Genomic DNA, 18506 nt, shown 5'->3' on the forward strand with positions numbered 1-18506 from the left:
TGATATTTAGTTAATCACAATTCACTGGAGAATACAGATGATGATGTCCCGTCGTAAATCGCTGCTGGCAGCCGTATCGTTCGCGGTACTGGGTCTGGCTGCCTGCGGTAAAAAAGAAGAAGCTGCCAGCGCACCTTCCGTTCCTGTTTCTGCTGCCGCACCGGAAGCCCTGAAAGTGGCTTTCGTCTACGTTGGCCCGGTTGGCGATGCAGGCTGGACTTACGCGCATGATGCCGCCCGCAAACAGGTTGAAGCCCAGTTCGGCGACAAAGTAAAAACCACCTTCGTGGAAAGCGTACCGGAAAGCGCTGCCGATGCAGAACGCGTCTTCCGCGATCTGGCAGGTCAGGGCAATAAACTGATTTTCGGCACCACCTTCGGTTATATGGAAGCGATGCTGAAAGTTGCAAAAGATTTTCCGGATGTGAAATTCGAACACGCGACCGGTTTCAAAACTGCCGCCAATCTGGCGCAATACGATGTGCGTACTTATGAAGGTGCGTATCTGGCCGGTGTGGCCGCTGGCAAAATGAGCCAGTCCGGCAAGCTGGGCGTGGTGGCTTCCGTACCGATTCCGGAAGTGCTGCGCAACATCAACGCCTTCACACTGGGCGCACGCTCGGTGAACCCGAATGCCACGACCCGCGTGGTCTGGGTCAACAAATGGTTTGATCCGGGCAAAGAACGCGAAGCGGCAACCACCCTGATCGGTCAGGGCGTGGATGTGCTGATGCAAAACACTGACTCTGCAGCTGTGGTGCAGACTGCAGAAGAAAAAGGCGTGCTGGCCTTCGGCTGGGACAGCGATATGAGCAAATTCGGCCCGAAAGCCCACGTTGCCGCTTCCAGCATCGACTGGAATGTGTACTACGGCAAACGCGTTGCCGCCGTGCTGGATAACAAATGGCAGACCGGCAGCACCTGGTGGGGTCTGAAAGAAGGCATGATCGACCTGAAACACTACAATGCGACGCTGCCGGAAGACGTGAAAAAACTGCTGGAAGAGCGTCGTCAGGGCGTGATCGACGGCAGCCGTCCGATCTGGAAAGGCCCGCTGAAAGACAATACCGGTAAAGAAGTGCTGGGCAAAGATGTCGTTGCGGATGACAAATTCCTGCACGAAATCAAATTCTACGTAGAAGGCGTGGACGGCAAAGTACCGGGTTAATAGCCGGCTTCTGTCACTGACGCTCGTAAAACAAAACGCTGCACTCCGGACATACCGGACTGCAGCGTTTTTTGTTAGCCCTGATCAGAAAAAACCGCGGTCATTATGCAGAACTCCGCATCAGGCAATTCCGGAGAGCCGGACTTTCTGCCGACGACCGCCGGATCGCTGTGCAGGACTCCGCATTTGAGGCATTTTCAGGCCCGCAAACGGCTCAGCTGAACACTTCGCCCGCCGCATCCGCAATCACGCGACGCAGCCATTGCACTTCCTGTGCCGCATGAACCCGCTCATGCCAAAGCATGAAGAAGCGCATTTTCGGAATTTCCACCGGCGCCGGCAGCACGGCTATCGGCCAGTCTTTGGCGCATTGCTGCGCAAAGCTGCGGCTGGTGGTGAACAGCAAATCGGTTTTCGCCAGCACATACGGCACCATACCGAAATACGGCAGCGTCATCTGAATACGGCGCTTATGACCTATTTCCGCCAGCGTGCTGTCGATGATGCTGCGGTGCCCCGCCATGTACGGTGTCGGTGCCAGATGTGCCATCTCAAGATAATATTTCAGAGACAAACCTTTGCTGACCACAGGATGATTGCGGTTCACCATGCACACCACTTCATCCTCAAATAGTTGCGCGATATGCAGATGCGGCGGCAAGTCCGGCCAGTTACCGATCACGCAGTCGAGTTCGCCGTTTTCCAGCGCCGCTGCGTAATCAAAGCCTGCATTCAGCGCATGAATCACCAGCCCTGCCTGCGGTGCCACTTCACGGATTTTGCCGATCACCAGCGGCAACAACTGCACCGATAAATAATCCGGTGCACCGAGGTGAAACACGCGCTGCGTATGCGCCGGAACAAAATCCGGTGCCGGACTGGCGATGCTTTCCATCAGCTTCAGCGCCTGCTGCGCCAGTTGCAGCAATTCGTGCCCGCGATCAGTCGGCGTCATACCATTACGGCCGCGTACCAGAATCGCATCGCCGGTAATCTCGCGCAGACGCTTCAGCATATTGCTGATCGCCGGTTGCGATTGCCCCAGCTTTAACGCGGTGCGGGTCACGCTGCGTTCGGTCAGCAGGGTGTACAACACCCGCAGCAAATTGGTATCGAGCTGATCCATTAAACGGTTGCTCATTGCCACTGCTCCGGCATCAGTACATCTCCTTTGACAAATACTTTAAATTCACCGCTGCCAAACTGTGTCCAGCATTCATTGTTCGTCAGCGGCTCGGTCACGATCACCGCGACTTTATCGCGGGGCGTGGTGACTTCAGCAAAATCCACGCGCAATTCCTGATCAGATAAATTCGCGACCGGAAACGGATGCTGACGCACCACGTAATGCAGCTTGGTTGAACAATGCGTAAACAGCGCTTCACCGTTCGACAACATCATATTGAACGTGCCGTGCGCTGCGATTTCACGGCACTTTTCCTGCAGAAAACGCGCGACCTGCCCTGTCGCCGGCGGCTGATCGCCGAACTCGGCGCGCATGCATTGCAACAGATAACAAAACGCGCGTTCGCTGTCGGTGCTGCCGACCGGCAGAAACTGACCGTTCAGCACCGGATTAAATTCTTTCAGATCGCCGTTATGCGCAAACACCCAGTATTGCCCCCAGCATTCACGCACGAACGGATGGCAGTTTTCCAGATTGACTTCACCCTGCGTCGCTTTACGGATATGCGCAATCACGTTTTCCGATTTAATCGGATAGCGTTTGATCAGCTCCGCCACCGGCGAACTGACCGCCGGTAAGTGATCCACAAACAGCCGTGCTCCGCGCCCTTCAAAAAACGCAATGCCCCAGCCGTCTTTGTGCTCATCCGTCAGACCGCCACGGGTCGCAAAGCCGGTAAAGCTGAAGACAATATCCGTCGGCGTATTGCAATTCATTCCTAGTAATTGACACATGATGCAGAGTTTAAATAGTCATACGGATCACATTAACATAAGCAGGCTGCGTAATGCGCTGTGCGCCCGCGCAGAACATGCAAATCCCGGCATTGCAATGCGATTTGCATGTTATGTTGACAAGCACCTGAAACAAACGAGGAGAAAACCTGGCAGTACAGCGCTACTTCAATGATTCAGAACTGAAGGCGATTCCGTAGCTGGCGGAAATTGCACTGCCGGATCAGGAACAGTCAGCCACCGCTGTCAGCGCACAACAGGTCTGAACAGCGGCGCATACTGAGGCTTATTTTCCGATACAGAAACGCGAGAAAATCACACCGAGCAAATCATCCGGCGTGAATTCGCCGGTAATGCTGCTCAGTCTGTCCTGCGTCAGACGCAATTCTTCGGCCAGCAAATCCAGCGACTGATCATCCTGCGCCGCATATTCCGCTGCCTGCATCAAATGTTCACGCGCATGTTTCAGCGCAATCAGATGCCGTTCACGCGCCATATACAGCGATTCACCGGTTTGTTCCCAGCCCGCGATACGCAGCAATTCCTTGCGCAGCAAATCCATACCGGCATGTTCCTGTGCCGACAAATAAATGTGCGTTGCATCGCTCATGATATCGATGCTGGCATGGTGACCGGACAAATCAATTTTGTTCCAGACACGGATCACCGGCACGCCTTGCGGGAAACGTTCGACGATATTTTCATCAGCACGGGTCGGGCCACGGCTTGCGTCCAGCAAATGCAGAATCACATCCGCCCTGTCAACTTCTGCCCAGGTGCGCTCAATACCGATACGCTCCACCATATCGATCATATTCACCAGACCGCCCGGCTCATGGTCTTCATCACCATCGTGACGAATACCAGCGGTGTCGATGATATTCAGCGGAATACCTTCGAGATGAATCGTTTCGGTAATTTTGTCGCGCGTGGTCCCGGCAATCGGTGTGACAATCGCCACATCATTGCCTGCCAGTGCATTCAGCAATGAGGATTTACCCACATTAGGCTGACCGGCTAACACCACATTCAGACCGGAACGCAGCATCGCGCCCTGCGACGCTTGTTCAAACACTTTTTCGAGCGCGCTGCGGATGCCGGACAACTGGCCGCGCGCATTCGATTTTTCCAGAAAATCGATTTCTTCTTCGGGAAAATCCAGCGTCGCTTCGACCAGCATGCGCAGGTTAATCACGCGCTCCACCAGTTCGTGAATTACTTTGGAAAATGCACCGGACAGCGATTGCGATGCTGATTTGGCGGCGGCTTCAGTCGACGCTTCAATCAGATCTGCCACGGCTTCCGCCTGCGCCAGATCCAGCTTGTCATTCATAAAGGCACGCTGGGTAAATTCGCCGGGCTCCGCCAGACGCAGACCGGATTCTTTACCGGCTTCCAGACAGCGCGTCAGCAGCATTTGCATGACCACCGGGCCACCGTGACCCTGCAGTTCGATCACATCTTCGCCGGTATAAGAATGCGGCCCCTGAAAATACAGGACGATGCCCTGATCAATCACAGAGCCGTCTGCCTGCGTGAACGGCAGGTAATGCGCGTGACGTGCGCGCAGTTCCGCCTCGCCAAACAGGGCGCGGCGCACACCGGATAAATCTTTGCCCGAAATCCGGACAACACCGATACCGCCGCGTCCGGGCGCGGTGGCAATCGCAACTATGGGAACAGGATCGTAGATCATGAAGAAATTCTAGTCGTTGCTGCCAGAAGCAGCGGGATCAAAAGCAGCATTGTGACATACATGCAACAACGCGCAGACAGCGGAAACCTTGCTCAACAAAAAAGCCCGTCGCAACGGGCTTTTTTATGAGGCTGATGCAAGGCTTATTTGGTGCGGTGTTCAGCCGGGATCAGTTTGTTGTTGATCACCCATTGCTGGCCAATCGACAGGATATTATTCACTACCCAGTACAGAACCAGACCGGACGGGAAGAAGAAGAACATCACCGAGAATACCAGCGGCATCATCATCATCATTTTTGCCTGAACCGGATCAGCCGGTGCAGGATTCAGTTTGGTGGTGATGTACATGGAAATCGCGTAAATCACCGGCAGAATGAACAACGGATCAGGCGAAGTCAGATCGGTAATCCAGCCTATCCACGGTGCGCCGCGCATTTCCACGCTGGCCTGCAGTACCCAGTACAGCGCCAGGAAAATCGGCATCTGGATCAGGATAGGCAGACAGCCACCGAAAGGATTGATTTTTTCGGTTTTGTACAATTCCATCATGGCCTGATTCAGACGCTGCGGATCGTTTTTATAACGTTCGCGCAGATCCTGCATTTTCGGTGTCATGACTTTCATTTTTGCCATGCTGCGGAAACCGGCTGCCGACAGCGGGAACAGTGCCAGTTTGATCAGCACGGTAAATGCCACAATCGTCCAGCCCCAGTTACCGATCGCGCTGTGCAGTACATCCATCAGCCAGAACATCGGCTTACAGATAATCGCCAGAACGCCGTAGTCTTTGACCAGTTCCAGACCCGGTGCAATTTTTTCCAGTACGGAAGTGGTTTGCGGACCGGCATACAGCGTGGCATTCGATTCTTTGGTTGCACCGGCGGCAATTGCACCCAGCGGCACGATGGTGCTGACGGAATACACGTTGTCACGCACTTGCGCAGTACGGAATTCACGCTGACCTTTGTCCTGCGGAATGAAAGCGGAAACAAAGAAGTGCTGAATCACGGCAACCCAGCCTTGTTCGGCGGATTTCACGTGGTTGTTATTGCTGCTGCCAGCGCTTTCTTTTTCTGCTTTATGGATTTTTTCAAATTCCAGTTTCTGGAATTTTTCTGCATCGGAATAAATCGCCGGTGCATAGAATTCACCCGGGCCACCCATGAAGGATGCGCCTTCCGGTTTGGTACCGTCATGCACCAGTTGCAGATACAGCGACGGTGTTACCGGTGCTGCAGTCTGGTTGGTCACTGCGTGACGTACATCAATCGCGTAGCTGCCTTTTTTAAACGTGAAAGTTTTGCTCAGTTTCACGCCGTTTTGTTCGGCTTCCAGTACCAGTTGTACGGTATCGCCGCCAGCCAGCTCACGCGGACCCGGTTTTGCCGTAAATACCGATTTATGGTTAGGCCACAATTCATTCGCCAGACCGGATTGCGCCAGATAAGTACGTTTTTTGCCATCGTCAAACAACACGATGTTTTTCACGTCTTTGGCTTTTTCTTTCACGCCGATCACTTCCAGGAACGGATCCCAGAAATGTTTTGGCTGAGGATGGTCTTTAAACTGCAGCAATTCCAGATGGTTAACTTCACCGCCCAGTGTATCGATCTGCGCTTTAAACACATCGGTGGTAATGGTGATCAGCTCACGCTGCGCGGCAGGCACAGCAGCACCCGGAGCAGCAGCGGCTGCAGCGCCGTTAGCAGCCACCGCCTGCGCAGAAGCGCTGGCACTGGCCGGTGCGGAACTGGTCTGCGGTGCCGGAGAAAACATCGATGGTTTGCCATTGTAGCGAGCCCAGTTATCCCAGAGCATGAACAATGACATCGTAAAGATAACCCACAGTACGGTACGTTTGATATCCATATTGAATGTCAGGAAAGGGGTGAAGAAGAATGACTCTGCCGGTCAGCATGCGGCTGCCCGCAGTCACAAGACTCCGATATGGGGGCACTTGTGCTTTTTTCACGGGCTGGCGGCACAGGATCGACACCGCCGTCGCTCCACGGATGGCAGCGACAGATACGCTTACCCGCCAGCAGACTGCCACGGGCAGCGCCGTGCAGCTGAATAGCTTCCATCGCGTAAGCCGAGCAGCTCGGGTAAAAACGGCAGTTCTGCCCCAGCAGCGGGCTGATCGCATAGCGATAAAAGCGCAACATCAGCAGGAGCAGGGTTTTCATTTCGGGTCCGGTTTACGGCAGGCCGGTGCACTGAACAAATGCAGCAGTTCGCTGCGCAGCAAGCGTTTTAAGGCTGCCGTGCGGGCCGGACCGTCTTTGGTATTGACCGGGCGCGACAGGCGCACGATGCAATCCATATTATTCAAACAGGCGTGACGAAACACCTCGCGCGTTACCCGCTTAATTGTGTTGCGGGTGACGGCACGGGGTGCGAATCGTTTCGCCGCGACCACGCCCAGACGGGCATTCGGCAGCGAATTACTGCGGGCATACAGCACGAAATGCGGTGTTTTATACACGGGCCGCAAACGAAAAACGGATGAAAACTCATCCGTTTTAACGATGCGGCGTACGCGTGCAAAATCTGCACCGCCGGCTTCTGCCTGCACTGAGTCAGCCAATTGTTTGATCATGCGTATTCAGCCAGAGCTGCCGCAGACCAGTGACAATTACACTGCCAGGCGTTTACGGCCTTTGGCGCGACGAGCGTTCAGAACAGCGCGGCCACCGCGGGTTGCCATACGTGCGCGGAAACCGTGAGTGCGCTTGCGGCGAACGACGGAAGGTTGGTAAGTACGTTTCATGTTGGTCTCGCTATTTGAGCAAATTAAAAATCGGAATTACGGATAAAGGCTGCCGTACATACGACTTTGGCTCGAGATATAACGTCTGGCCTGCGCCTTTATTTTGATGCACCCCGAAACCGCTTTCCTGCTGCTTTCTGACGTTTCCGAAAGACAACAACAGATGATTGAGGGTAGGGAACCCTGAATTAGACACCATTTTTGCATTTGCTGTCAATCATTTAGCGCAGGCCACGCACAAATTTTAATCAGCCCCTGATCCGCCCTGCAGTGTTGCACAGGATGCGCGGCAAACTAGAAATTTCCGTCGAAGGCTGTGGATAACTTTGCGAAGCGGGGTTAAAATAGAGGATTAGCGCGGCACCGTTTTATGTCTTACTGACAATTTTCTGCTGAAACTGCCTCTGACGCCCCTGCGGCGCAGGCAAACACCGGAAAATTTCTGCCTGACGTGCTGTGGAAGACTTCTGATTTATACACTGCGGCCTGACGCAAAGCTTTGCGCAGCAGCCGCTAAACGCGTCTCTGTCTTCTGCTCTGCAGGCAAAACCGGCACCGCGCATTTGCATTTCATACGAGTGATTCATGGAAAATTTCTGGCAAGCCTGTTCGTCACAATTAGAGCAAGAGCTTCCGCCTCAGCAGTACAGCGCCTGGATTAAACCTCTGGTGCCGCTGGATTATGAAGCCGGCAAGCTGCGTATCGCAGCGCCGAACCGCTTCAAACTGGACTGGGTGAAAGCGCAATTTGCAAGCCGCATCACAGAGCTGGCCAACCAGTACTGGGATGAAGATGTCGAAGTACAGTTTGTGCTTGACCCGCGTGCCGGTAAAAAACCGCTGGCACCGGCGCGTCCTGCAGGCGAACCAGAACACACGCCACTGAGCGGCGGACTGCACGCGATGCCGGTTGCACCGGCACCTGCGCCGGATCCGGTTGTGGAAATGGCTACTGCACGCCGTGAACAAAGCAAAATTAATCCTGATCTGACCTTTGAAAGTCTGGTCACCGGTAAGGCCAATCAGCTGGCACGTGCTGCGGCGATTCAGGTCGCGAATAATCCGGGCATTTCCTACAACCCGCTGTTTTTGTACGGCGGCGTTGGTCTGGGTAAAACGCACTTGATTCACGCCATCGGTAATCAGATTCTGGTCGATAATCCGGCTGCAAAAATCCGCTACATCCATGCAGAACAATATGTGCGTGACGTGGTCACCGCGTATCAGCGCAAAGGCTTTGACGAATTCAAACGTTACTACCATTCGCTCGATCTGTTGCTGATCGATGATATTCAGTTCTTCGGTGGCAAAAGCCGCACGCAGGAAGAATTCTTTTATGCGTTTGAAGCACTGATCGCCGCGAAGAAACAAATCATCATCACCAGCGATACCTACCCGAAAGAAATCACCGGCATGGATGACCGCCTGATTTCGCGTTTCGATTCCGGCTTAACCGTCGCCATCGAACCGCCGGAACTGGAAATGCGCGTTGCGATTCTGCTGAAAAAAGCGCATTCCGAAGGCGTGAAACTGACCGATGACGTGGCCTTCTTCGTTGCCAAACATTTGCGCTCCAATGTGCGCGAACTGGAAGGCGCACTGCGCAAGATTCTGGCGTACTCCCGCTTCCACAATAAAGACATCACGATTGACGTCGTGAAAGAAGCGCTGAAGGATTTGCTGTCTGTGCAAAACCGCCAGATTTCTGTGGAAAACATTCAGAAAACCGTAGCCGACTTTTTCAATATCAAAGTCGCCGATATGTATTCCAAAAAGCGTCCGGCCAATATCGCCCGTCCGCGCCAGATCGCCATGTATCTGGCCAAAGAACTCACGCAGAAGAGTTTGCCGGAAATCGGTGAACTGTTCGGTGGCCGCGACCACACGACCGTGCTGCATGCTGTGCGCAAGATTGCCGCTGACCGGGCAAAAAATCCCGAGTGCAATCATGAACTGCACGTGCTGGAGCAAACCCTGAAGGGATAAGGTCAAGCGCATGCAGAAACGCCCAGTTTTCCTGCTCTGCCCTGACTGGTCTGCCGTCAACGCAGGCCAGCCAGCCTTGTTTAATCTGACGTCTTTCAACTCATTAACCCCGTTTAGCGAGGATTTCAAATGCAATTGGTAAAAACCCACCGGGATACCCTGCTCCGGCCTTTGCAAATTGTGAGCGGTATTGTCGAGCGTCGGCATACACTGCCGATTCTGGCCAATATCCTCATTCGCAAAACCGGTGAACAGGTTTCCTTCCTGTCGACGGATATTGAAGTTCAGATCACCACGCACGCCGAAATCGGTTCCGGTGGTGACGACATCGCCACAACGGTTGCAGCACGTAAGCTGCTGGACATTCTGCGTGCGCTGCCTGACGACAACGATGTGGTGCTGAAGCTGGAAAACAAACGCATGAGTATCCAGTCCGGCAAATCCCGCTTCTCGCTGCAGACACTGGCCGCAGAAGAATTCCCGACTGTGGCACAAGCAGAGCATTTCAATGCCAGCGTCAGCCTGCCGCAAAAAACCCTGAAGCACCTGTTCAACATGGTGCATTTCTCGATGGCACAACAGGATATCCGTTATTACCTGAACGGCCTGCTGCTGGTTGTCGATGGCAAAAAAGTGATGGCAGTTGCGACTGACGGTCACCGTCTGGCATTCTGTCAGGTGGAAGTGGGACAGGAATTTGCGCGTCAGGAAGTCATCATTCCGCGTAAAACTATTCTGGAACTGCAACGCCTGCTGGACGACAGCGAGAATCCGGTGCAAATCGACATCGCGAACAATCAGATCAAACTGACCTTCTCCGATATCGAACTGATTTCCAAACTGGTCGAAGGCAAATTCCCTGATTTCAACCGCGTGGTACCAAAAGGCTACAAAAACGAATTCACGCTGAACCGCGAACAATGGCTGCGCGCACTGCAACGTGCCGCGATCATGACATCCGACAAGTTCAAAGGCGTGCGTTGCGTGATTACGCCGGGCAGCATGCAGATTCTGTCCACCAATGCAGATCAGGAAGAAGCGATGGAAGAAATCGAAATCGACTACGGTGGCGACAGCGTGGACATCGGTTTCAACGTCAGCTATCTGCTGGATGTGCTGAATAACCTCAAATGCGATCAGGTGAATATTGCGCTGGGCGATTCCAATTCGTCTGCACTGATCACCATCCCTGACAATGTTGATTTCAAATACGTTGTCATGCCGATGCGCATTTAAAAAGGCAGAGGCGCTTGCCTTCAATCAATCATATGAAGGTAAGCTGCTTTGAAGCGATCAAATACGCAAAGCAGCAAAAACAGCAATTAAACCGCAGGCCAGCCAGACGGCTGCGCCTGCCAACCGCAAAGGCGATCAGCCTGTGCACGGAAACCCGGTTTCCACACTGAAACAATCGTTTTACGACAGCAGTCAATACACAAGAAGGTAGCTATGTCCGATAACAACCAAGAAAACCAACCAGTCCCAAACAGCGCTGCTTATGGTGCGTCTTCGATCCAGATTCTGGAAGGTCTGGAAGCGGTGCGCAAACGCCCAGGCATGTACATTGGTGATACCTCGGACGGGACCGGTTTGCACCATCTGGTTTTTGAAGTGCTGGATAACTCGATTGACGAAGCACTGGCAGGACACTGTACTGAAATCAACGTCACCATCCATACCGACAATTCAATTTCGATTACCGACAATGGCCGTGGTATTCCTACCGGTATTAAATGGGATGACAAACACGATCCTAAGCGCAGCGCCGCTGAAATCGTGATGACCGAGCTGCACGCCGGTGGTAAATTCGACCAGAATGCTTATAAAGTATCCGGTGGTCTGCACGGTGTGGGTGTATCGTGCGTGAATGCACTGTCCAAACTGCTGAAACTGACGATTCGCCGTGACGGTAAAATCCATCAGATGGAATTTGCCAAAGGCGTGGCACAAAACCGTGAGGTCGAAACCGTCGATGGCGTAGTGACTTCCCCGATCAAAGTGATTGGCGAAACCGACAAGCGCGGTACCGAAGTGCATTTCTGGGCTGATGAAGAAATCTTCACGCACGTTGAATTCCATTACGAAATTCTGGCAAAACGTATCCGCGAACTGTCTTTCCTGAACAATGGCGTGCGCATCAAACTGAATGATCACCGCACCGGCAAGGAAGAATTGTTTGCGTTTGAGGGCGGCACACGCGGCTTTGTGGAATACATCAACAAAGCTAAAACTGTGCTGCACCCTACCGTATTCCAGGCCACAGGCGAAAAAGTCTCTGACCAGGGCACCACGATCAGCGTTGACGTTTCCATGCAATGGAGCGACACCTACAACGAAACCGTGCTGTGCTTTACCAATAACATTCCGCAACGCGACGGTGGTACGCACTTAACCGGTCTGCGCGCTGCGATGACCCGTGTTATTAATAAATACATTGAAGAACACGATCTCGCGAAAAAAGCCAAGGTCGAAGTGTCCGGTGATGACATGCGCGAAGGTTTGACCTGCGTATTGTCTGTCAAAGTACCTGAACCAAAATTCAGCTCGCAAACCAAAGACAAACTGGTGTCTTCAGAAGTGCGCGGCCCTGTCGAAGAAATCGTGGCAAAAACTCTCACCGATTTCTTAATGGAAAAACCAAACGACGCCAAAATTATTTGCGGCAAGATTGTGGAAGCAGCGCGTGCGCGTGAAGCAGCCCGTAAAGCGCGCGAACTCACCCGTCGCAAAGGCGTGATGGATGGTCTGGGCCTGTCTTCCAAACTGGCAGACTGCCAGGAAAAAGACCCTGCGCTGTGCGAACTGTACATCGTCGAGGGTGATTCTGCGGGCGGCTCGGCTAAACAAGGCCGCGACCGTAAATTCCAGGCGATTCTGCCACTGCGCGGTAAAGTGCTGAACGTGGAAAAAGCCCGTTTTGAAAAAATGCTGTCCAGCGAACAGATCACCACCCTGATCGCCACACTGGGCACCAGCATTGGCCCGGACGAATTTAACGCCGACAAACTGCGCTACCACCGCATCATCATCATGACCGACGCGGACGTGGACGGTGCGCATATCCGTACCCTGCTGCTGACCCTGTTCTACCGCCAGATGCCGCAACTGGTAGAACGCGGCCACATCTACATCGCGCAACCACCGCTGTACAAAGTGAAGGCTGGCCGCGATGAACGCTATCTGAAAGACGATACCGAAGAGGCGCAGTACATGATGAATCTGGCGCTGAAAGACGCCACACTGGTACCGCAAGCCGGTGCAGCGCCGATTAACGGCAGCGCACTGGAAGAACTGGTTGCTCAGTTCAATCTGGCGAATGCCGTGATGACCCGTCTGTCCCGCGTAATTGACCGCGAAGCCCTGACAGCCATCATGACCGGTGTGAATCTGAGTCTGGACAGCCGGGAACACGCAGAAGCCTCCGCCGCTGCGCTGACCGCTGCGATCAATGATCCGGCCGTTAAAGCACTTGTGACAACCGACGAACTGTCCGGCGCATTCGGCCTGCGCGTAGAACGCCTGCACCACGGCAATATCAAAGTCAGCCTGATCGATGCCGACTTTATCGACGGCGCCGATTACAAAGTGCTCAACAACGCCGCTGCCACCTTCAAAGGCTTGCTGGGCGCCGGTGCGTATATCCGCCGTGGCGAAGGCGACAAAGCACGCGAAATCGCGGTACAGGACTTCCATCAGGCCATGAACTGGCTGCGCGAAGAAGCCGAACGCAGCGTCTCCAAACAACGCTATAAAGGTCTGGGTGAAATGAATCCGGATCAGCTGTGGGAAACCACCATGGACCCGACCGTACGCCGCCTGCTGAAAGTACAGATCGAAGACGCGATCGCCGCCGACCAGATCTTCACCACCCTGATGGGCGACGACGTGGAACCACGCCGTGCGTTTATTGAGGGGAATGCGCTGCGCGCCGGTAATATCGACGTTTGATGCGCTTTTGCTGAAGTTGTTTTTCGGTTTGAAATACAAAAATGGCCTCCAGTCGGAGGCCATTTTTACATCCACAGTTTTCTGAACTCAGATAAATATGAGCTACACACTACAAGCCTTCATTGCAAAAACTGGCGTATTCCCTTCACCAACTCCTCACGATTTGCATCAAGTGCGATTACCGCAGGATATGGTACTGATACCGCTTGATACAGACCAGCGTTTAAAACTTGATATTGAGTTTTGTCCCCTGACAGATGGCGGCGCTACTGAACTACCTGCTCCATTGATAATACTGGCGAGCAAACTTAGTCAGAACGGACATATTGCCTATATCGAAGCCGAAATTTTCGGCGGCACCGGAATACAAGCCTCACAACAGTTTTCGCATGGCAAAGCAATCACAACAATTACTATCGAAATCAATGCGATTAACGTCGCCCTGAAATCGCTAGGTGTTTCGCAAACCAATACAAGCGAGGAATTTGATGCAATTGGCCTGGGTATTCACCGTGATACGGATCAGTGGATAAAAGGTCATTCTTAGAAAAGCTCATAACCGCTTCTCAATAGAACCCAAAACTAAATGGTCGCACTTGGTGACTACCTTGGTTCCAGAAGTTCTTCGCCTGCTAAAAGTACAGATCGAAGACGCGATCGCCACCGACCTGATCCTCACCACCCCCAATGGGCGACGACGTAGAACCATGCTGGGTGTTTATTGAGGGGAATGCGCCTCACGCCGGTGACATCGACGTTTGATGCGCTTTTACTGACGTTACTTTTCAGTTTGAAATATGGAAATGGCCTCCGAATGGAGGCCATTTTCGAAACCAAAAATTTATATTAACTAAATTTATAAAATATTTAATTGAATTTATTACCCTTCTTTTCGCCACAAACCCATTCACCATCAAAATTTGTTGTAACTTGACGAACCTCTGAGTTAGAAAAAATAGAACACTGCATTGAATTAGGCTCAAATACATGCTGAGGACAAAGAATAAGCTTATCAGTAGCAAGAAATGCACTATAACCACAAGCATATACCACCCCATTAACCTCTTTACTCGTCTTGAAATTATCTTTATTTAAAACTATTTTTTTAAATATTGGCGAATCAATCGCATACCATTTCGAATCCTGCTGAATTTCTTTTAAACCTGCCCCATACACAGCAGCAGTCACGAAAAATTTCGGCGAGAATGAAGCAACCAACATCAATAAAAAGAAAGAAGACAATAGGCATTTTTTAATCATATAAATATCCTGCCCCTCACTTCGCCCCATTTTTTTTGAAGCGGAACTTACCAAAGATGCGGAAGATATTGAATAAAACAAAATCCAAATAGAAAATAATAGCGATTGAAAAATATCATATCCAAAAATTTCTAGTTGACTTACCTCTACACTGTTAAGAATAGGCGCCAAATATATCCAAGGGAAAATTGCAAAAAACAATGCAAAACCCATCAATCCACAGTATTTCACACACTCCAAAAATGAAAAGCCAATTTTTCTAATATCAATCAATGGAATAATTGGAATTGTAAAAAATACTATCGTCCACCAAAAAAAATATGTCCCTTCCATAGAAGCCAAGAAGAAGAAAACAGATTGATTAAACATAACCAATCCAAACAATGTTTTAAAAGAAAATAGATAATGATACTTTTCCACATCCATTTCTTTCTTTAATTTCCAAATTATCCAAGGACCATATGAAAATATAAGCACACTAAAAATAAACAAAACCCCTAAAAAAAGAAATATGGAAATTAACCCTCCTTGAGAACCAATAGCTGAGCCAATAAATCCCCGGAATCCGATACTAATAAGATACAGATAAACTATTATCCCCGAGGGTATTAATGAAACTGCGCCTAGCTTAATGAATAGATCGAGAAGGCCAAGTACAAATGATATATCAATACTTTTCTTCTCCCGTAATGATCTACCTAAAGGTGATTTTGATATTTCATTTTTTTTATTATTAACAAAAGCTCTACGCATCACAATCACCTTTTGAGAAAGAATTTTGGTGTTTTTTTAAGAATTTTATTTCCGGCCTAAACCGCGTAGGTAAAAATATCTCACGCCCCTCAATTTCTAAGAAAAATTTTCGGATAATATGATCATTACAGTGGATTTTTAATTTTCTACTGATCATGATTCGATAATCGTCATCTAAAGTAATTAAATGCTGATCAAATGCTTTGTCATGGAGTGCAGACAAACATAAACCGTTGGCAGGATTTAAGCGATTTTGTGGGTCTTCGCTCCAAGGTACGATATGACTCGCGATCAAAAGTTTCGGCTCGGAAATACCTGTCATGCAGCAACGATTTTGATAACTACTCAAAACCGCCTTACGAAAGAAATTTTGCTTTTCTCTCTGCATTACTAACGTTTTACGATTTTCAGCAAAATAGTTTTCAGGTGCATCAAGGCTTTCGCCAAGATTATTAAGCGCAATGGCCACCTTTTCAGGATTCGCTTGCTCTAGGGTGTGGCGATAGTCGATAGCATCTTCTGCGAATTTTTCCCAGTTTTGACTGAGATCCGCCCAGACTTCTCGATCAACTTTGGAGCCGTTTTTAAGGCCAATTCTGCCTGTACTGGTAATGCTGGGATCTAAACTAGCAAGATTCACTAATTTCATCGCAACCGAACCGGCTGTTCTGTCTAGTAACTTAGCAAGTGCTTGGATTTCTTTATTTCGACTGTCTAGCTGACCAAATGGCAGCTGGCAGTATAAAAAGTAAGCCAGCTTCACTTCGTCGTAAGTCCACTTTCTCCCAGCCATATCAACCTTAGTAATTTTGCATATCTTTTAGAGTAGCAAATTTATTTTGATTCATGCAATCTGGATCAGAAGTTGTATAGCTCAAGGTTGACATAAATCCTCAATATCACGATTTGGTTTCAATTCCGTCAAATGATCAACAACTGATACATCATCAAACTCGTGCCAACCATGATCTAATTCGGGGTCATGCTCTGCAAAATGCAACGTCGGTATTTGCCAAACAATGGCATCAAAATACAAGTTATCGATCAGTTTTCGTTGAATCGCTGCGCGTAATGTTTCCTGAGTATGCTGATGTCGGTTTGCAAAAATGACGCTGCCAAAATTTTTGTTATTTCCAGCATCACGATATAGGTAAGAGAAGCGAATGTAGGACATGATCAGTAAGAAAGTATTGAGGGACTTGCTGATTTTAGCCTGGGCATACTGCGATTTTTCTTAGTTTTATTCTTCAGTAAGTTTGGGGGAACTCCATGGACATGAAAAAAATCCACTCCGGTAAATTGCGCGCCATTGGCTATGACGCGGCGCGGCGTTTGTTGCGGGTGGAGCTGGAAGGCGGGGCGGCGCTGGAGTACAGCGGGGTCAGTGCGGATTTGTGGCGGCGGTTTGCGGCGTCGGGGGTGGCGTGGAGTTTTTACCGCGACAATATTGAGGAAGAGTTTCCGGCGAAAGCGGGGGCGCGGGTGGCGGGGGCGGCGGGTGCGCAGCGGGCGGCGCTGGATGCCTTGTTTGGCGGCGGTGCGCCGTCTGCACAGGACAGCACCACGGACGATGGTGACGCGGTTGCACAGGCGCGGGATGATGCAACGCCGCGCTGAGTGAATTGCAGTGTTTTGCGCTATCTGACCGGATCATGCCGGGTCGCTAAGGTCTGTGAATGGAAACGGATTCGTGGCTTGAGCATCACAATCTGATGCGCCTGACGGGCTTTGCAGACTTAACGAACTGCGTACTCTGGCCGCCTTATGCGTTTTCTGTGCGTTCTGAGTAGTTTTTTGTTTCATGCTAGACTGCGCGCGGGTCTGGCGGCGCGGGCTGCCGGAGTTTCGTTGTTGCAGGCTTTTTGAAGGATGGAATGATGCCTAAGCTGAAGCTGACTTATTTTGATATGCACGGTGGTCGCGGCGAGCCGGTTCGTCTGGCGCTGACACTGGGTGGTATTGCGTTTGAGGATCATCGCTTTGCGTATCCGCAGTTTGCGGAAATCCGTAAGACGGTGCCATTTGGTCAGGTGCCGGTGCTGGAAGTGGATGGCGTGCAGATCACGCAAACCGACGCGATTCTGCGTTACGCGGGTAAGCTGGCCGGTTTGTATCCGCAGGATGCGTATCAGGCTTTGCTGTGCGATGAAATTGCGTATGTGATCGAAGAAAATCTGATCAAGCTAGGCCCGACTTTCCGTATGACCGGTGAGGAGCAGAAAGCGGCGCGCGAGGCGCTGGTGAACGGTTCTATCCCTGTGTATCTGCGCTGGCTGGAGCAGAAACTGCAAGCAGCGGGCGGTGAGTATTTCGTCGGCGGCGCGCTGAGCATTGCGGATCTGCGCGTGTTTGTGGACGTGCGCACGCTGAATTCCGGTCGTCTGGATCATATCCCTACCGATCTGGTGGAAAAAACCGCGCCATTGCTGAACCAGCACATGGCACGCATCGCAGCTTTGCCTGCCATTGCTGCGTATTACGCGCAGTTCGCGAAGTAATCGCTGCTGTTCTCTGCCAGAACCACCTGTTGCGCAGGCACAGGTGGTTTTTTATTGCCCTTGCCGTTATGCTTGGCGCCGGTTGATGCCGGCGGGCGGAAAACGGGTTTTTCGGTGATTTTGCCAAAATCCTCAAAATACCCCCCAGTATCCATGCGGGTTTCCAAGGGGGCCCTCCGGAAGTCCGCAGAAACACTGGGCTGCAGCGGCGATGGGCCGGAGAAGTCCGGCTGGCGCGGCTTTCCAGACCCCCTGCCTGCTAACGTCCGCGTGGTGCGGGGTTCGGCGGGGTGGCGCGGAAATTTTTTGCGATTTGAGGTTCAGCAGCGCTGAAAACCGGTTTTTAAGGCAAATCGCCGGAAAACGGAAAAACATGCCCCAGTATCCATGCGGGTTTCCAGAGGGGCCCTCCGGAAGTCCGCAGAAACACTGGGCTTCAGCGGGGATGAGCCGGAGAAGTCCGGCTGGCGCGGCTTTCCAGCCCCCCTGCCTGCAAACGCCCGCG

At 51.5% G+C, this 18506-nt stretch carries 18 protein-coding genes; 7 read left to right on the forward strand and 11 right to left on the reverse strand.

Features of this window, described 5'->3' with window-relative positions; all coding sequences use genetic code 11:
* Positions 1-37 precede the first annotated feature (37 nt).
* A complete protein-coding gene (locus IE092_RS08065) occupies positions 38-1168 on the forward strand; it encodes a BMP family ABC transporter substrate-binding protein (RefSeq protein WP_189356543.1) in 1131 nt (376 codons plus the stop codon).
* Positions 1169-1382: 214 nt separating this feature from the next.
* Here IE092_RS08065 and IE092_RS08070 read toward each other — a convergent pair whose 3' ends face one another.
* From IE092_RS08070 to rpmH, 7 genes are all read right to left on the reverse strand, one after another.
* Positions 1383-2309 (reverse strand): LysR family transcriptional regulator, encoded by a 927-nt coding sequence (locus tag IE092_RS08070; RefSeq protein ID WP_189356544.1) that lies wholly within the window; start codon positions 2307-2309, stop codon positions 1383-1385.
* Positions 2306-3088: a class II glutamine amidotransferase gene (locus IE092_RS08075; RefSeq protein ID WP_189356545.1), complete on the reverse strand. Its 783-nt coding sequence runs from the start codon at positions 3086-3088 to the stop codon at positions 2306-2308. Before IE092_RS08075 ends, IE092_RS08070 begins: the two co-directional genes overlap by 4 nt.
* A gap of 286 nt (positions 3089-3374) precedes the next feature.
* Positions 3375-4784: a tRNA uridine-5-carboxymethylaminomethyl(34) synthesis GTPase MnmE gene (mnmE, locus tag IE092_RS08080; protein WP_189356546.1), complete on the reverse strand. Its 1410-nt coding sequence runs from the start codon at positions 4782-4784 to the stop codon at positions 3375-3377.
* 143 nt (positions 4785-4927) lie between these two features.
* Entirely contained in the window at positions 4928-6655 is a 1728-nt protein-coding gene (gene yidC, locus IE092_RS08085; RefSeq protein ID WP_189356547.1) for a membrane protein insertase YidC, read from the reverse strand.
* Positions 6656-6663: 8 nt separating this feature from the next.
* A complete protein-coding gene (gene yidD, locus IE092_RS08090; RefSeq protein WP_189356548.1) occupies positions 6664-6972 on the reverse strand; it encodes a membrane protein insertion efficiency factor YidD in 309 nt (102 codons plus the stop codon).
* Positions 6969-7385, reverse strand: coding sequence for a ribonuclease P protein component (gene rnpA, locus IE092_RS08095; protein WP_189356549.1), 417 nt, complete (start codon positions 7383-7385; stop codon positions 6969-6971). Before rnpA ends, yidD begins: the two co-directional genes overlap by 4 nt.
* A gap of 36 nt (positions 7386-7421) precedes the next feature.
* Positions 7422-7556, reverse strand: coding sequence for a 50S ribosomal protein L34 (gene rpmH, locus IE092_RS08100; protein ID WP_057289000.1), 135 nt, complete (start codon positions 7554-7556; stop codon positions 7422-7424).
* Positions 7557-8141: 585 nt separating this feature from the next.
* Between rpmH and dnaA the strand changes: the two genes are divergently transcribed.
* From dnaA to IE092_RS08120, 4 genes are all read left to right on the forward strand, one after another.
* On the forward strand, positions 8142-9542 hold the full coding sequence (gene dnaA / locus IE092_RS08105; protein ID WP_189356550.1) for a chromosomal replication initiator protein DnaA: 1401 nt from the start codon (positions 8142-8144) through the stop codon (positions 9540-9542).
* Between the two features lie 129 nt (positions 9543-9671).
* Complete coding sequence (gene dnaN / locus IE092_RS08110; protein WP_189356551.1) at positions 9672-10778, forward strand: DNA polymerase III subunit beta; 1107 nt, start codon at positions 9672-9674, stop codon at positions 10776-10778.
* A 213-nt stretch (positions 10779-10991) separates the two neighbouring features.
* Positions 10992-13490: a DNA topoisomerase (ATP-hydrolyzing) subunit B gene (gyrB, locus tag IE092_RS08115; protein ID WP_189356552.1), complete on the forward strand. Its 2499-nt coding sequence runs from the start codon at positions 10992-10994 to the stop codon at positions 13488-13490.
* Between the two features lie 97 nt (positions 13491-13587).
* On the forward strand, positions 13588-14037 hold the full coding sequence (locus IE092_RS08120) for a hypothetical protein (protein ID WP_189356553.1): 450 nt from the start codon (positions 13588-13590) through the stop codon (positions 14035-14037).
* A gap of 320 nt (positions 14038-14357) precedes the next feature.
* Here IE092_RS08120 and IE092_RS08125 read toward each other — a convergent pair whose 3' ends face one another.
* The 3 genes from IE092_RS08125 to IE092_RS08135 form a co-directional block, all read right to left on the reverse strand.
* Complete coding sequence (locus tag IE092_RS08125) at positions 14358-15503, reverse strand: hypothetical protein (RefSeq protein WP_189356554.1); 1146 nt, start codon at positions 15501-15503, stop codon at positions 14358-14360.
* Positions 15496-16296 carry an HNH endonuclease gene (locus IE092_RS08130; protein ID WP_189356555.1) on the reverse strand — a complete coding sequence of 267 codons (801 nt, stop codon included), beginning with the start codon at positions 16294-16296 and terminating at the stop codon, positions 15496-15498. Before IE092_RS08130 ends, IE092_RS08125 begins: the two co-directional genes overlap by 8 nt.
* Before the next feature lie 81 nt (positions 16297-16377).
* Positions 16378-16677, reverse strand: a complete 300-nt coding sequence (locus tag IE092_RS08135; RefSeq protein WP_189356556.1) for a hypothetical protein — start codon at positions 16675-16677, stop codon at positions 16378-16380.
* A gap of 95 nt (positions 16678-16772) precedes the next feature.
* On the opposite strand from IE092_RS08135, the gene IE092_RS08140 reads away from it, so the two are divergent.
* The gene (locus tag IE092_RS08140; RefSeq protein ID WP_189356557.1) at positions 16773-17120 is read left to right on the forward strand and encodes a KTSC domain-containing protein; all 348 of its coding nucleotides are present in this window, start codon (positions 16773-16775) and stop codon (positions 17118-17120) included.
* 257 nt (positions 17121-17377) lie between these two features.
* Positions 17378-18001 (forward strand): glutathione S-transferase, encoded by a 624-nt coding sequence (locus tag IE092_RS08145; protein WP_229793097.1) that lies wholly within the window; start codon positions 17378-17380, stop codon positions 17999-18001.
* On the opposite strand, the gene IE092_RS18805 is transcribed toward IE092_RS08145, so the two are convergent.
* Positions 17980-18168: a hypothetical protein gene (locus IE092_RS18805; protein ID WP_229793098.1), complete on the reverse strand. Its 189-nt coding sequence runs from the start codon at positions 18166-18168 to the stop codon at positions 17980-17982. The genes IE092_RS08145 and IE092_RS18805 overlap by 22 nt on opposite strands.
* Between the last annotated feature and the right edge of the window lie 338 nt (positions 18169-18506).

It is taken from the genome of Cognatundibacterium squillarum, assembly GCF_014652435.1.
GTDB lineage: Bacteria > Pseudomonadota > Gammaproteobacteria > Burkholderiales > Burkholderiaceae_D > Undibacterium > Undibacterium squillarum.

Bases quoted from the DNA above. Each gene is read 5' to 3' on its own strand.
- IE092_RS08070 (WP_189356544.1), bottom strand. From the start codon at position 2,309: ATGAGCAACCGTTTAATGGATCAGCTCGATACCAATTTGCTGCGGGTG.
- IE092_RS08075 (WP_189356545.1), bottom strand. From the start codon at position 3,088: ATGTGTCAATTACTAGGAATGAATTGCAATACGCCGACGGATATTGTC.
- dnaN (WP_189356551.1), top strand. From the start codon at position 9,672: ATGCAATTGGTAAAAACCCACCGGGATACCCTGCTCCGGCCTTTGCAA.
- rnpA (WP_189356549.1), bottom strand. From the start codon at position 7,385: ATGATCAAACAATTGGCTGACTCAGTGCAGGCAGAAGCCGGCGGTGCA.
- yidC (WP_189356547.1), bottom strand. From the start codon at position 6,655: ATGGATATCAAACGTACCGTACTGTGGGTTATCTTTACGATGTCATTG.
- yidD (WP_189356548.1), bottom strand. From the start codon at position 6,972: ATGAAAACCCTGCTCCTGCTGATGTTGCGCTTTTATCGCTATGCGATC.
- IE092_RS08065 (WP_189356543.1), top strand. From the start codon at position 38: ATGATGATGTCCCGTCGTAAATCGCTGCTGGCAGCCGTATCGTTCGCG.
- IE092_RS08135 (WP_189356556.1), bottom strand. From the start codon at position 16,677: ATGTCCTACATTCGCTTCTCTTACCTATATCGTGATGCTGGAAATAAC.
- gyrB (WP_189356552.1), top strand. From the start codon at position 10,992: ATGTCCGATAACAACCAAGAAAACCAACCAGTCCCAAACAGCGCTGCT.
- IE092_RS08140 (WP_189356557.1), top strand. From the start codon at position 16,773: ATGGACATGAAAAAAATCCACTCCGGTAAATTGCGCGCCATTGGCTAT.
- dnaA (WP_189356550.1), top strand. From the start codon at position 8,142: ATGGAAAATTTCTGGCAAGCCTGTTCGTCACAATTAGAGCAAGAGCTT.
- rpmH (WP_057289000.1), bottom strand. From the start codon at position 7,556: ATGAAACGTACTTACCAACCTTCCGTCGTTCGCCGCAAGCGCACTCAC.
- IE092_RS08130 (WP_189356555.1), bottom strand. From the start codon at position 16,296: ATGGCTGGGAGAAAGTGGACTTACGACGAAGTGAAGCTGGCTTACTTT.
- IE092_RS08145 (WP_229793097.1), top strand. From the start codon at position 17,378: ATGATGCCTAAGCTGAAGCTGACTTATTTTGATATGCACGGTGGTCGC.
- mnmE (WP_189356546.1), bottom strand. From the start codon at position 4,784: ATGATCTACGATCCTGTTCCCATAGTTGCGATTGCCACCGCGCCCGGA.
- IE092_RS08125 (WP_189356554.1), bottom strand. From the start codon at position 15,503: ATGCGTAGAGCTTTTGTTAATAATAAAAAAAATGAAATATCAAAATCA.
- IE092_RS08120 (WP_189356553.1), top strand. From the start codon at position 13,588: ATGAGCTACACACTACAAGCCTTCATTGCAAAAACTGGCGTATTCCCT.